The sequence below is a fragment of the Methanococcoides seepicolus genome, from assembly GCF_023684405.1.
GTDB classification, from domain to species: Archaea; Halobacteriota; Methanosarcinia; order Methanosarcinales; family Methanosarcinaceae; genus Methanococcoides; species Methanococcoides seepicolus.
Window position 1 is genome coordinate 1 of record NZ_JAGSOI010000017.1, and the last position, 13,254, is coordinate 13,254.

Here is a 13,254-nt window from a genome sequence, read left to right on the forward strand (position 1 = left end):
TTGTACAATACGAAAGAAGATGTTGACATGCTGATTGAAGGGATAAAGAAAGTAGAGATGATGTACAAGTGAACGACGCTATTCAGGATGAGATCATAGAAGAATTTGACGGCCTTGAATGGTTTGACAAATATACTCTCCTTATCTCTTTCGGCAAAAAGCTCAAACCGATGGATGAAGAGTTTAAGACTGAAGACAATTCGATCAGCGGATGCCAATCCAAAGTTTGGGTTAGAAGCTACAATAAAAATGGCAAATTGATCTTTGATCTCGATAGTGATGCCATGATAACCAAAGGGATCATTGCTCTTGTAGCTAAGGTAGTGAACGATCGGTATCCCCAGGAGATATTAGATGCTGACCTATATTTTATTGACAAGATTGGATTGAAGTCAAATCTCTCGCCTGCAAGATCAAATGGACTTGAGTCGATCATCAATAGGATAAAAGAGGTAGCTGCAAACGAGGCGAATTCGAAGGGTTTAAAGGATTAAGAAGGGCACCTCATGGACATTGTCCACGATATTCCCCAACATGAAAGGGATCACTAATCCGATCCCGAAAAATCCTTGACTGCACCCATAGAAAACTTGAAAACACCACATTTAAGTTAAAATGGTTTCCAAAAGGAGAGTTCAATCAATAATATTCAATATTTTTTTGGTCAACTCCGAACTTTGTTCCGTACATTCGAGGGCTGATTCATCAACACATTCATTATATACGAATCCTGAAAGTTCGTAAAGCACTCTGTTCAAGTTCCTACCTTTGCTTGTCAGATGGTATTCTATGCACAACGGTGTCTTGGAAGTGATCCTCTTTTCTATCAGTTCATCCTGTCCTAACTGGCGTAATTTATCGGATAACACCTTACTGCTGAGTTTGGGATGACTCCTTAAAAACTCATTAAATTGTTTCTTGCCACAGAACATGTCCCTGATAATATTAAGGGTCCACTTTTTGCTTATCAATTTGATTGCTTTATCTATCGGGCTATGTTCCAATCTTCCCATAAATTACCACCAGCTTACCAAATGGTAAGGTAAAGTAATTAAATAACTTTTTGTTATTAGAGGGTGCAATTATGGCTTTGCAGATAGCCTTTATGATCTGGCGTAAAAGCTGAGGTATTATTTCGGATCCTGAATTGAAGGATACGGATCAGGGCATTCTTAAAAAGTCTAAATGGAGATATAATGATGGCAAAAATTACAACAAGTCTTATTGGCGAAGCATTGGTAGGAGAAGGACCTGAGATCGCTCATATCGATATCGTGGTAGGTACAAAGGGAAGCCCAGTCGAGACCGCGTTCATGAACGCACTTTCATCACCAAGCCAGGGACATACCCCATTGCTTGCAGTGCTTGAACCAAATGTGATCCCAAAACCTGCAACCCTTTTAGTGAACAAAGTAACTATCAAGAATGCAAACCAGGCTATCCTTATGTTCGGACCTGCCCAGGCATCCGTTGCAAAAGCTGTAATGGACAGTGTTGCAGAAGGCGTGATCCCAAAGGAAGAAGCAGAAAATTTACTGATAATCGTTTCAGTGTTCATCGAGTGGGATGCAATAGACAAAGAAAAGATCTACGAGTACAACTACGAAGCAACAAAGCTTGCATTAAAGCGTGCTGTCGAAGGAACAACTACCGTAGATGAAGCACTTGCAAAGAAGGACTGTGCAGAACACCCATTCGCTTAAATGAAGACTTCCTGCGAGTAAGATCGCAGGATATCCTTACTTTATTTTAAAAAAGAATCCAGTTAAGGGATCACTCGTCTGGCAGGAAAACAATTCAACACCCACCAGCACACCTCAGATAATCTTATACCCTCTGGCGTTCTATCTTTTAATATGCCATATCCAGTTGCGCATGTTATGTTCTTCGTATTCTGCATCTGTGCAATAGCAGTCTATACAACCCTGGTAGCACTCCTTCGCAGAAATATTTCATCCAGGAATATCATGCATATACTGTTGCTACTGTTTGTAGGAGGATTTTTTGCACTGTTCCCGGACATAATGGCTGTTTATAATATACTTGTAAATGGTACCGTGGAACATTGCCAGATCGGAACGATACCAACGCATTCACTGTTTTTCAGTTCTTCTGCGATCCTATTTGGAACAATTATTGGATATGTGGCATATCGGGAATTTGGCAGGGCTGTATATATGGGACTTTTTGCAGAAGCTGCGGCCCTTTCACATCTATTGCTGGATGACCTTGACGGAGCCGATATACAGTATTTTTATCCAATATACAATAGAAAGATCAGCGTGTTCGCGTATATGGATAACGGATTAGCAAGGGCTGATCTCATTCCTTATCTGCTGACATCCTATGCATATATCATCTTTATCTTTACTGTGATGATGTTGGCATTGTTTGCGTTGAATCACCTTGGTTTTGAGTTCAGATATAGGTCCAAAAAGTGATCTCATAGTATAAGGGATATACAAAGGACTATCAGAGCTATATCAGAGCTAGCAACAATCCATTATTACTTTTGGTAATAAATTAACGACATGGTTATATAGTATTGATAATAACTCATTATTACAGGTGATAATAGAATGAGTCGTGTAATTGGTCTAAATGCCCCTTCATTTACAGTTGTCGCAAGAAGGTTTGCAGACAAGGTCTTTAATGCTATTTTTGTTAGTGGAGAACATTCCATGTCCATGGGTCTCTACACTTGCCCGGGCAGTTCCTGCAGATCATCAGTTGCAGAGAACATAGTTGATGGAAATTAAGGGATCCTTCAATATGACCAAAAAATAATGCAGTAAAGGGATCAATCATCTGATCCCGAAACATCTTTTTTAACTGAAATATTAGGGAAGTTGAAACTACCGCCTTCGTGCTCAGGTGAATACTTTATCGCCAGCACACGCACAATACCAAGTACAAGGATGAGTGACGAAAGAGCAAATATAAAATCGTAAGTGAACTCTTTGGCATACATTCCCACAGCGATCTCACGCATAACTATCAGTATGGTAGCATCGGTAACATAGGTCAGTTTGATCCTCTCATGTTCATGGTAATCAACAAAGGTGTTGAACAGGTCGATCAGAATGAATATCGTGAGAACACTTGAGACCATATGATTAAAACCTATATCCAGTGAAGTGAAGAGCGTTAATCTCAGATCGAATACGGTTTTAACCATCCCTACGACAAGGGTCAACAAAAGTACGTAGAGGAATAACGTTGTAATTGAATCGATTATTTTTCTGAACACCTTGTTATTGTCTATCATATTACTACCTTGAAGAAGGAAAATGAAGGAAAGAGAATTAACTACATTGAACCCACTTCCTTTGAACCCGATATTTATCTCTAAATAAACAGATGATTATATATTATTTACCTGCATAGAATATAGATGAGGGGATGTAATATATAGAATATATATAAAATGCTGGGAAATACCCTTCTAAAATATCCATAAATAATATCGCATATCATTGATAACAGGAATAAAGAAAAGAGGGGAAATCATGACCAATACCACACAATTCACACCGGAACACTATGAGAAGAACATACACCTTACAATACCCCATTATTCCAGCTTACAAAAGGAGATTATCGACCTTATCAGAACAACAGAACCTGATTGTGAGGTCTGGCTTGACACTGGGTGTGGAACAGGTTCCTTGATCGAGCTTGCAAATGAGACATTTGATGAATGCAACTTTTACCTGAACGACCCTTCCGAAGAAATGCTGTCATATGCAAGGACCAGACTCGGGAAATATCCTACTGAACGGTTCAAATTCACAAATTATACCACCGCAGACCTGCCTTTATCCGAAGTACCAAAATGTGATGTTGTTACAGCGATACAATCCCATCACTACCTGAACAGGGAAGAAAGGGTAAACACCACAGCAAAATGCTACGAAATGCTTAAAAAGGGCGGCATTTTCGTAACGTTCGAGAATACCGCACCTGCAACGGAAAGAGGGATAGAGATCGTCATGGACAGATTGAGAAGATTCCAGCTCGAATGTGGAAAGGACAGTGTTGCTGTGGAAGAGAACCTGGATCGATTCAACACCGCTTATTTTCCGATAACGATCTCCGAGCACCTTGAACTGCTTAAAGAGACCGGATTCACCACATGTGAGCTTTTCTGGACATCATACATGCAGGCAGGCTTCTATGCCATCAAATGACAGAGAGTAATACATCAAATATACTCCAGCCTCACAGACAGAGCTCACATTTTCACTATTTTTGCCCTATCCCTGGTCAGATTGATGAGCTTGTCTGCAAAACCATCTTCCTCACCCTTTCTCACCTTAACGGATAGTTTGACCACATCACTATAATCCTCCCCGGTGACCTGTCCATATTCCTCAGCCAGCCTTTTGACAGACTGCATATCAGAATAATCAAGGCGGACCACCACATCCACCATCTCATGGACCTCAACTACTCCGGCTTCCTCAATTGCGGCAACTGCTGTTTCCCTGTAAGCCCTTGAAAGCCCGCCGAATCCCAGTTTGATACCGCCAAAATAACGGGTGACCACGACCACCGTATTGCTCAACCCCTTAAGCTCCAGCACCTTGAAAACAGGTTTTCCCGAGCTTCCGGCAGGTTCTCCGTCATCATCATATTTCGCCACCAGAGCATTGTCATTCTTTATCAGGTAAGCCGAAACATTATGATTGGCATCACTGTACTGTCCCTTGAGCTGATCAATAAAGGTCCTTGCCTCCGCCTCACTATCGATGGACCTCACATGACCTATGAAGGTAGAGTTCCGGAACTCTTTTCGGACAACTGCAAAAGAACCTACTGTTTTATACAATTCAACACCATCGCAATTAATGAATAGTAATAACATCAACCATTTAGAAAGACAGGATACATACGGATAGAGAACTATAACCAAGAATTAATTGATTATACATAAAATAGAGGGATTGTATGTTATATCGTAAATTTGGCAATACAGATGAAAAGGTCTCGATCCTTGGATTTGGTTGCATGAGACTGCCTGTGATCGATGGAAAAGAAGATCAGATCGATGAGGAAGAAGCGACCAGAATGATCGAATTTGCCATTGAAAAGGGAGTAAATTACTTTGATACCGCTTACCCATATCATGCCGGAATGAGCGAACCTTTTGTTGGAAAGGTACTTGCCAACAGCCTTCGGGACAAGGTGCTCCTTGCCACAAAGCTTCCTTTATGGCTTGTGCAAACAAGGGAGGACATGGACAGATTCCTTGATGATCAATTGGAGCGCCTTCAGACAGACCATATTGACTTTTACCTCATGCATGGATTCACCAGAGGATACTGGAACAAGATGAGAGAGCTTGGCATGTTCGAATTCATTGAAAGCGCCATTTCCAGTGGAAAGATCAAATATATCGGATTCTCGTTCCACGACGATATCACGGTATTCAAAGAGATCATAGATGGCTACGACTGGGATTTCTGCATGATACAGTACAATTTCATGGATGAGGACTACCAGGCAGGAAAGCAGGGACTTCAATATGCTGCACAAAAGGGAATAGATGTAGCTATAATGGAACCCTTACGGGGAGGAAATCTCGTACAGGTGCCTGAAACAGTACAGCGCATCTGGGACAGTGCCAAGATAAAACGCACCCCTGCAAACTGGTGTTTCCAGTATTTGTGGGACCAGCCGGAAATAAGCATAGTTCTTAGCGGAATGAGCACTTTTGAGCAGGTGGAGCAGAATATTGCCTATGCTGAGAAAGGAGAAGCAAATTCGCTTACAGACAATGACAAAGAAGTTCTCCAAAGGGTACGCAAGTTCTACAATGAGAAAATGGAAGTCAATTGTACCAACTGTAAATATTGTATGCCATGCCCAACAGGGGTGAATATCCCAGCCGCATTTACCTATCTTAACAGTGCCTCGATGTATGGCAATGTTGAGAAAGCGAGTTTCCAATATGGTCTGTTCGTACCCCCCGAAGAAGCAGCCTCCATGTGTACGGAATGTGGGCTGTGTGAAGAACATTGTCCGCAGCATATTCGGATACGGGAGATGCTGAAAAGGGTTGTGGAAGTTCTGGAGGAAAATGATTGACAGAACACTTCATATATAATTAAAGTGAACTGTATATACACACTTGAAGATTAATATTGTTAACTGAGTAGTTCGCCGAAAGGTAGGCAACATCAATGACAGAAAACGGTCGTTTTGTCTCTATTGAAGATCTAGTGAACAAGGGGGAAGAGAAATACAAGTTCCTCATAGAGAATACAAGTGATATACTCTACATAGTGAATTCAGAAGGAATTGTGCTCTATATCAGCCCACAGATGAATCACTATGGGATCGATCCTAAAGATGTACAGAACACTCATTTTGAGGACCACGTATACCCGGATGATCGTGAAAGGCTCATTGATGATTTCCATAAGACGATGGAAAGTCGTAGAGCTTTTAATACAACTTTCAGATTGGTCGATAGCGAAGGAAATCCGCATTGGATGGAAACCCTGCCACAGTTCCAGAGCAATAAAGATGGCAGCTCAGCAGGCATAATTGGAGTTCTCAGAGATATAACAGAACATAAGCTCACGGAAGAGGATCTGCGGACATATCGCACACATCTTGAAAAGCTTGTTGATGAAAGGACCGCTGAACTGACAAAGGCAAACGAGGACCTAAAAAAGAAAATTGAGGAACGAAAGGAAATTGAAGCTTCCCTGAAAGAAGAGAAGGCCCGTTCAGACAGTATATTGCATGTGGCTCCAATCGGAATTGGAAAAGTCATTGGTCGGAAGATATTGGAAGTGAACGATGAAGTCTGTCGTATGACAGGATACCAACGATCAGAAATGATAGGACAGGATACCCAGAGATTCTACATTTCCAATGAAGATTACAAAAAGGCCGGGAAAGAGATATACACCAATCTAACTGAAAAACGAATAGCTACCGTAGAGTATCCTTTCAAAAGGAAGAACGGGCAGATAATAGATATACTGCTTAATTTTGCTCTTGCGGACCCTGAAGATGCTTCAAAAGGGTATATTTTCACAATGCAGGATATCACTGAGAAAAAGCTTGCTGAAAGGACCATTAGGGAAAAGGAAGCAAAGAACAGAAGTATCTTCCTTGCCACACCGATCGGAATTGGTGTTGTCTGGGACAGGGTATTCAAAGATGTGAATTAGGGATTCTGTGACATTGTAGGCTACTCAAGAGAAGAGCTCATCGGAAGGAACGTAATGATATGTTACGATTCCGAAGAGGAGTACAATAAAGTTGGTACTGAGCTTATTAAGCTTATAAAAGACAGAACAACGGTAACTGTCGAAACAAAGCTCAGAAAAAAGGAAGGAAAACCTATTGACGTGCTACTAACAGTAGCCCTTGTAGATCCCAACGATCCCGAAGTAGGAATGACCTTTACCGCACAGGACATCACCGAACAGAAAAGGATAGCCCTGGAAAAAGAGAAGAAAGAGCGACATATTCGCAGTATATTCCAGGCAACACCAACCGGAATAGGGATCACATGGGCACGCAAGCTCCTCGATGTCAATGACAAACTGTATAAAATGTTCGGATATACAAAGGATGAACTTATCGGACAGGATACTGAGATCCTATATCCAAGCCGTGAAGAATATGAACGTGTCGGCAAAGAACTGAAGAGAATTATCGATAGCAAGAAACCGGGATTAATAGAATCACAATGGGTTTGCAAAAACGGGGATATCAGAGATATCTATATGACATTTGCACTTATCGATGTTAATGACCCTTCGGCAGGAGTTACCTTTACAGTGCAGGATTTTACAGAGAAAAAACTTGCCGAAGAAGATCTGTACAGACTTAACCAATTCCAGCAGACCATCATTGAAAGTGCAGATGTCTTGATAAATGTCCTCAACAAGGATGCAGAGGTAATTGTTTGGAACAATGCTGCAGAGGCCATAAGTGGATATTCCAGGGAAGAAGTACTTGGAACCACAAAAATATGGGATCTCTTATATCCTGATAAAAAATATAGAAATGAGATCTTCGCCATAGCTACTGCCATCATAAACGAAGGACAGAAGGTATCAGGATTTGAAACCGTGATCAAGAGAAAAGATGGAAATAAGCGCATAATATCATGGAATTCACGGGACCTTCTTGATGAGAGCGGCGAGACCATTGGCTCAATTGCAATTGGAAATGACATCACTAGGCAAAAAGAAGCCGAGAAGGTGAAAAAACAACAAGTTCATTTCATGCAGGAACTTATCGATGCCATTCCAGTGCCAATATTCTATAAAGACAAGGACGGAATCTACCTTGGATGCAACGATACTTTTGCAGAATTCACAGGCATTCCAAAAGAGGATATGATCGGAAAAGGTGTCTATGAGCTGTACGAGAAAGATATCGCAGAGAAGTACAATAAGATGAATACGGAGCTCATTGAAAAGGGAGGGACTCAGACATACGAGTACTACTTGCGATCAGTTTCCGGACAAAACCGCGCAGTTATTTTTAACAATTCTATTTTCACAGATATAGATGGTAACGTTGCAGGACAGATCGGCGCAGTTTTCGATATAACAGAGCGTAAAGAGGCAGAGGAAGCCCAAAGAAAGCACGCCCATTTCATGCAGGAACTACTTGAAGCGATCCCTGCACCTGTGTACTATAAAGATAGGAATGGGAACTATCTTGGCTGCAACAGGGCCTTTGAGACATTTTCCGGTTCAAAATGTGAGGATATGGTAGGAAAGAACGCATATGAGGTATATGATGAAAAGCAGGCTGAAGAATACCACCATATGGACCGGGAACTTGTGAAGAACGGCGGAACACAGACATACGAATCTGAAGTCGTTTACAGAGGGGATAGGACAGAACGTAATGTCCTTTTCAATAAGTCAGTTTTCACTGACATGAATGGAGAAACTGCAGGACTTATAGGAGTTATCCTTGACATTACTCAGCGCGTGAGATCAGAAAACGAATTGAAAAAACAGCTTCATTTCCTCCAGGAACTGATGGACGCTACACCTGCACCGATGTTCTATAAAGACAAAAAAGGACTATATATCGGATGTAACAAAGCTTTTGAAGATATGACAGCTCATAAGAAAGAGGAAATTATTGGAAAAAGTGTATATGAGCTTTGTCAAAATGATCTTGCTTATAAATATCACGAAATGGATATGGAACTCATGGCCAATGGAGGAATCCAGATATATGAAAGTCAGGTCGAAAATCCAGTGACAAAAAGCAGACAAGATGTGATATTCCACAAATCGGTCTTCACGGATATGAATGGAGAAACGTTAGGACTTATTGGAGCCATCCTTGATATCACAGAACGTGTCAGGTCCGAAAAACTGCTTAAAAAATACTCTGAAGAACTTGAGCATTCAAATGAACTCAAAGATATCTTTACAGACATCATGCGACATGACCTTTTGAACCACGCGACTGTGATAAGTGGATATACATACATGATGCTTTCTTCAGAAGATGATGAAACGAAGCTGAAAAGATTGGGAAAGATCGATCTCAGTACCAAAAATCTTATTGAACTTATTGAAAGTGCAGCTGCTTTTGCCAAACTGGAATCTACCGATGATCTGGAGTTTGAAGCCATTGATGTTGGTAATATGATAAATGGCATTATAGCCAACTTTGAGTATCAGGCAGAAGAAAAAGGTGTGGATATCAGGATAATTTCGGAAGGGCCATGCACTGCACTTGCAAATCCAATGATAGAGGAAGTTTTCGTCAATTTAATATCAAATGCATTGAAATACGGATCTGACAAAGGGGACATAGGGGTCCGAATTGAAGATGCGGACGATAACTGTAAGATCGCGGTCACTGATTCAGGCGAAGGTATTTCCGACAAAGACAAGCCATTGGTATTCGAGCGTTTCAAACGTGTGGGAAACAAGAGTATAAAGGGAAGCGGCCTTGGACTTGCTATCGTAAAAAGGATAGTTGACCTGCATAAAGGAAAGGTTGGTGTGGAAGATAATCCTGAAGGACAAGGTAGTATGTTCTGGGTCACATTGAAAAAAGCATAAATAATTATTAGGACATAGTAAAGATATAGAAAAAGGGGAGGAATCAAATGGAAGAATTCACAACAGAGGAACTTGCAAAATACAACGGCAAAGATGGAGAAAAATGCTATTTTGCATATAAGGGGAAGGTCTATGACGTAACCGATAGCATGTTATGGGAGGACGGCGACCATCAGGGAATGCATGACGGAGGCATTGACCTTACCGAGGACCAGGAAGATGCACCCCATGATGATGATGTACTGGAAGATTTCACAGTAGTGGGAATTTTAAAGGACTGAAACCTTCTTTTTTTCGAGGCTTTGGTAGCCTCATTTTATTTTGTTCTGGGTAATAAACTCAAGAGCGGGCAGCATTTTTTTGAACGATTGTGTCCGAAATGTACATTCCCAACCACAATAGATTCACAATAAGGCAATTTTTGCCCTTTTAATGAAAAGTTATATAAACATATTTTCCGACTTGCACCCATGAACAAATATATTGTGAAATGCCCCGGATGCGGAGAAGTTCGTGACCCATACGCATTACACTGCCCTGATGATGATGCATTACCACGTACCGAATACTTCAAAAAGCAGATCGAGCCAACCGATATGCCGGGAATATGGAGATATTACGATTGGCTGCCTGTAAACGGCATAATCAAGAAGGGGTCCGGCAGACCTGTGACCTACAAAAGCGAAGGGTTTGCAAAAGAACTGGGATTAAGCGATCTGAATATAACTTTCAATGGATACTGGCCTGAAAAGGAGGGTGCCATAAGAACATGCAGTTTTAAAGACCTTGAATCGTTCCCAACCATGCAGCGCCTTATGGAACACAATGAGAAGAGGGTGCTTGTTGTGGCATCTGCAGGCAATACTGCAAGGGCATTTGCCTATGTAGCATCAATAACAGGATATCCATTATTGCTCATAGTTCCAAAGAACAGTACCCATCGGCTCTGGACAACTGAAGAGGATACATCTTCGGTCTGTACGGTAACGGTAGATGGTGATTACTACCAGGCCATTGCAATGGCAGAAAAGATAGCATCAAGGGATGGTTTTGTCAGTGAAGGCGGAGCACGCAACGTTGCCAGACGCGATGGAATGGGAACCGTGATGCTTGATGCTGTTCTCACTACAAAGAGCCTACCACAGCATTATTTCCAGGCTGTCGGAAGCGGTACTGGTGGTATATCCGCCTGGGAAGCATCCATGAGGCTAATAGAGGATGGTCGTTTCGGGAATAATATGCCACGCCTTCATCTTGCACAAAACCTACCATGTGCCCCTCTTTATTCAACCTGGACAGGCGAACAGACCAATGGGAAATGCCCCGAAGAGATGTACGATGATGTGCTGTTCAACAGAAAGCCACCATACGGAGCCGCCGGTGGTGTGAAAGATGCACTAGATGACACTAATGGGATCATCTACGGAATAACGAACAAAGAAGCTGACAAGGCGAGAAAGCTCTTTGAAGAGAACGAAGGCATTGACATATTGCCTGCTCCTGCAATTGCCTGTGCAGCTATTATGAAAGCTCTGGAGAAAGGCGAGATAAAGGCTGATGAAAGTATTGTTCTGAACATTACAGGAGGGGGGCAGAAACGACTGGAAGAAGAATTATCAACCCGACAGTTGAGTGTTGATCTTGCAGTGTCCCCTGATGATGCGGATGCAGAGAACAAGATATTGGAAAAGGTCACTGAACTTTTAAAGAACAGAGGTTATTGAATGAACAGTACCATCAAACTGACCATCGTGGGCGGCATTGATAAAACAGGAATAGAAGAAGCTGTAAAGATCGTTGAAGTGAACCCCGGAGATATTCTGGGAATAGTCGGACCCACAGGGTCTGGAAAAAGTACCCTTATAGATGACATTGAGCAGCTCGCACAGGGCGATACTCCGACACAGCGCAGGATATTGATAAACGATACCGAGCCTGAAATGGGACTCAGAGTAGACCCACGCCGGAAACTGATAGCACAACTTTCCCAGAACATGCATTTTCTTGCTGATATGACCGTTTCGGAATTTATCCAGATGCATGCCCGGAGTCGTGGAAAGGACCCGGAACTCATGCATCGTGTCATCGAACTGGCAAACCGCCTCACGGGAGAGCCAATACATGAAGATGAACAGCTTACGGTCTTAAGCGGAGGTCAATCCCGCTCCCTTATGACAGCGGATATTGCGGTCATCAGTGATTCCCCTATCGTGCTTATCGATGAGATCGAGAATGCGGGCATCAAGAAACAGGAAGCACTAAGCTTACTATCCGGTGAAGGGAAAATAGTAGTGGTAGTGACACATGATCCGGTACTTGCACTAATGGCATCCCGCAGGATAGTCATCAGAAATGGCGGAATGTGTGATATCATAACCACAAGTGCTGAAGAAAAAAATATGTGTAACCGTGTTTCAGAGGTAGATGACTGGCTGATGGACCTGCGTGAGATAATAAGGCGCGGAGACCTGGTAGAAGGTGTGGCATGAAACTTGTAGTGGTTGCAGGAACCCCGGGTTCCGGAAAAACGTCAGTATTACTGCATACGATAAAGGCATTGATAAGAAGAGAAAACAAACCGGCCGTTGTCAAGGTGGATTGCCTCTGGACAGATGACGATAAGAGATTTGGAAGGCTTGGAGTTCCCATACGTGTAGGCCTTGCAAAAGATATGTGTCCTGACCATTTTACCATATATAACACCGAGCCAATGCTCAAATGGGCAGAAGAAGAAGGTGCCGATGTGCTGCTCAATGAGACCGCAGGATTGTGCCTGAGGTGTGCACCATATCCGGACTCCTGCCTTGCTGTCTGCGTAATCGATGTTACCACAGGCCCGAACACACCTTTGAAAGTAGGACCACTGCTCACCACCGCCGATGTTGTGGTGATGACAAAAGGAGATATTGTCTCACAGGCAGAACGTGAAGTGTTCAGAGAGAGAGTTTTGGAAGTTAATCCTGATAGCATGGTCATCGAAGCCAACGGCCTTACAGGCAAAGGTTCTATCGAACTTGCCGAGCTGATAGAAAACAGCGTCGAAACAAGAGAGGGCATGGAGTTGCGATACAGTCCACCGCTTGCTATCTGTACACTTTGCAGTGGCGAAAAACGTGTGGAACGTAAGTATCACATGGGAGTTCTACGACATCTGGATGGTTTCATGGAATACAAGGGGGAATGAGCA

At 42.3% G+C, this 13,254-nt stretch carries 15 protein-coding genes; 12 read left to right on the forward strand and 3 right to left on the reverse strand.

The window, feature by feature from the left end; genetic code table 11:
* Nucleotides 1–68: 68 nt before the first annotated feature.
* Nucleotides 69–494: a SufE family protein gene (locus KDK67_RS05790; RefSeq protein WP_250867890.1), complete on the forward strand. Its 426-nt coding sequence runs from the start codon at nt 69–71 to the stop codon at nt 492–494.
* Between the two features lie 141 nt (nt 495–635).
* Here the strand turns inward: KDK67_RS05790 and KDK67_RS05795 are convergent, their stop codons facing one another.
* Nucleotides 636–1,013 carry a winged helix-turn-helix transcriptional regulator gene (locus KDK67_RS05795; protein ID WP_250867891.1) on the reverse strand — a complete coding sequence of 126 codons (378 nt, stop codon included), beginning with the start codon at nt 1,011–1,013 and terminating at the stop codon, nt 636–638.
* Nucleotides 1,014–1,199: 186 nt separating this feature from the next.
* Here KDK67_RS05795 and fae point away from each other — a divergent pair, with 186 nt between their 5' ends.
* From fae to KDK67_RS05810, 3 genes are all read left to right on the forward strand, one after another.
* A complete protein-coding gene (fae, locus tag KDK67_RS05800) occupies nt 1,200–1,703 on the forward strand; it encodes a formaldehyde-activating enzyme (protein WP_250867892.1) in 504 nt (167 codons plus the stop codon).
* Nucleotides 1,704–1,856: 153 nt separating this feature from the next.
* On the forward strand, nt 1,857–2,441 hold the full coding sequence (locus KDK67_RS05805; protein ID WP_250867893.1) for a metal-dependent hydrolase: 585 nt from the start codon (nt 1,857–1,859) through the stop codon (nt 2,439–2,441).
* Between the two features lie 138 nt (nt 2,442–2,579).
* Nucleotides 2,580–2,759, forward strand: coding sequence for a hypothetical protein (locus tag KDK67_RS05810; protein WP_250867894.1), 180 nt, complete (start codon nt 2,580–2,582; stop codon nt 2,757–2,759).
* Nucleotides 2,760–2,800: 41 nt separating this feature from the next.
* Here the strand turns inward: KDK67_RS05810 and KDK67_RS05815 are convergent, their stop codons facing one another.
* Nucleotides 2,801–3,268: a phosphate-starvation-inducible PsiE family protein gene (locus tag KDK67_RS05815; protein WP_250867895.1), complete on the reverse strand. Its 468-nt coding sequence runs from the start codon at nt 3,266–3,268 to the stop codon at nt 2,801–2,803.
* Nucleotides 3,269–3,509: 241 nt separating this feature from the next.
* Between KDK67_RS05815 and KDK67_RS05820 the strand changes: the two genes are divergently transcribed.
* Nucleotides 3,510–4,190, forward strand: coding sequence for a class I SAM-dependent methyltransferase (locus tag KDK67_RS05820; protein ID WP_250867896.1), 681 nt, complete (start codon nt 3,510–3,512; stop codon nt 4,188–4,190).
* Between the two features lie 44 nt (nt 4,191–4,234).
* Here KDK67_RS05820 and KDK67_RS05825 read toward each other — a convergent pair whose 3' ends face one another.
* Nucleotides 4,235–4,831, reverse strand: a complete 597-nt coding sequence (locus KDK67_RS05825) for an IMPACT family protein (protein WP_250867897.1) — start codon at nt 4,829–4,831, stop codon at nt 4,235–4,237.
* Between the two features lie 119 nt (nt 4,832–4,950).
* Here KDK67_RS05825 and KDK67_RS05830 point away from each other — a divergent pair, with 119 nt between their 5' ends.
* The 7 genes from KDK67_RS05830 (at nt 4,951) to KDK67_RS05860 (ending at nt 13,251) form a co-directional block, all read left to right on the forward strand.
* On the forward strand, nt 4,951–6,090 hold the full coding sequence (locus tag KDK67_RS05830; protein WP_250867898.1) for an aldo/keto reductase: 1,140 nt from the start codon (nt 4,951–4,953) through the stop codon (nt 6,088–6,090).
* Between the two features lie 95 nt (nt 6,091–6,185).
* Complete coding sequence (locus KDK67_RS05835) at nt 6,186–7,187, forward strand: PAS domain-containing protein (protein ID WP_250867899.1); 1,002 nt, start codon at nt 6,186–6,188, stop codon at nt 7,185–7,187.
* Between the two features lie 12 nt (nt 7,188–7,199).
* The gene (locus KDK67_RS05840) at nt 7,200–10,067 is read left to right on the forward strand and encodes a PAS domain-containing sensor histidine kinase (protein ID WP_338101235.1); all 2,868 of its coding nucleotides are present in this window, start codon (nt 7,200–7,202) and stop codon (nt 10,065–10,067) included.
* Nucleotides 10,068–10,114: 47 nt separating this feature from the next.
* The gene (locus KDK67_RS05845; RefSeq protein WP_250867901.1) at nt 10,115–10,348 is read left to right on the forward strand and encodes a cytochrome b5 domain-containing protein; all 234 of its coding nucleotides are present in this window, start codon (nt 10,115–10,117) and stop codon (nt 10,346–10,348) included.
* Between the two features lie 189 nt (nt 10,349–10,537).
* Nucleotides 10,538–11,791, forward strand: a complete 1,254-nt coding sequence (locus KDK67_RS05850) for a cysteate synthase (RefSeq protein ID WP_250867902.1) — start codon at nt 10,538–10,540, stop codon at nt 11,789–11,791.
* Nucleotides 11,792–12,556, forward strand: a complete 765-nt coding sequence (locus KDK67_RS05855) for an ATP-binding cassette domain-containing protein (protein ID WP_250867903.1) — start codon at nt 11,792–11,794, stop codon at nt 12,554–12,556.
* Entirely contained in the window at nt 12,553–13,251 is a 699-nt protein-coding gene (locus KDK67_RS05860; RefSeq protein ID WP_250867904.1) for a GTP-binding protein, read from the forward strand. The genes KDK67_RS05855 and KDK67_RS05860 overlap by 4 nt, the downstream gene beginning before the upstream one ends.
* Nucleotides 13,252–13,254: the final 3 nt, after the last annotated feature.

Excerpts from the sequence above, each read along its gene's own strand:
- KDK67_RS05795 (WP_250867891.1), bottom strand. The coding sequence starts at position 1,013 with ATGGGAAGATTGGAACATAGCCCGATAGATAAAGCAATCAAATTGATA.
- fae (WP_250867892.1), top strand. The coding sequence starts at position 1,200 with ATGGCAAAAATTACAACAAGTCTTATTGGCGAAGCATTGGTAGGAGAA.
- KDK67_RS05805 (WP_250867893.1), top strand. The coding sequence starts at position 1,857 with ATGCCATATCCAGTTGCGCATGTTATGTTCTTCGTATTCTGCATCTGT.
- KDK67_RS05810 (WP_250867894.1), top strand. The coding sequence starts at position 2,580 with ATGAGTCGTGTAATTGGTCTAAATGCCCCTTCATTTACAGTTGTCGCA.
- KDK67_RS05815 (WP_250867895.1), bottom strand. The coding sequence starts at position 3,268 with ATGATAGACAATAACAAGGTGTTCAGAAAAATAATCGATTCAATTACA.
- KDK67_RS05820 (WP_250867896.1), top strand. The coding sequence starts at position 3,510 with ATGACCAATACCACACAATTCACACCGGAACACTATGAGAAGAACATA.
- KDK67_RS05830 (WP_250867898.1), top strand. The coding sequence starts at position 4,951 with ATGTTATATCGTAAATTTGGCAATACAGATGAAAAGGTCTCGATCCTT.
- KDK67_RS05835 (WP_250867899.1), top strand. The coding sequence starts at position 6,186 with ATGACAGAAAACGGTCGTTTTGTCTCTATTGAAGATCTAGTGAACAAG.
- KDK67_RS05845 (WP_250867901.1), top strand. The coding sequence starts at position 10,115 with ATGGAAGAATTCACAACAGAGGAACTTGCAAAATACAACGGCAAAGAT.
- KDK67_RS05850 (WP_250867902.1), top strand. The coding sequence starts at position 10,538 with ATGAACAAATATATTGTGAAATGCCCCGGATGCGGAGAAGTTCGTGAC.
- KDK67_RS05855 (WP_250867903.1), top strand. The coding sequence starts at position 11,792 with ATGAACAGTACCATCAAACTGACCATCGTGGGCGGCATTGATAAAACA.
- KDK67_RS05860 (WP_250867904.1), top strand. The coding sequence starts at position 12,553 with ATGAAACTTGTAGTGGTTGCAGGAACCCCGGGTTCCGGAAAAACGTCA.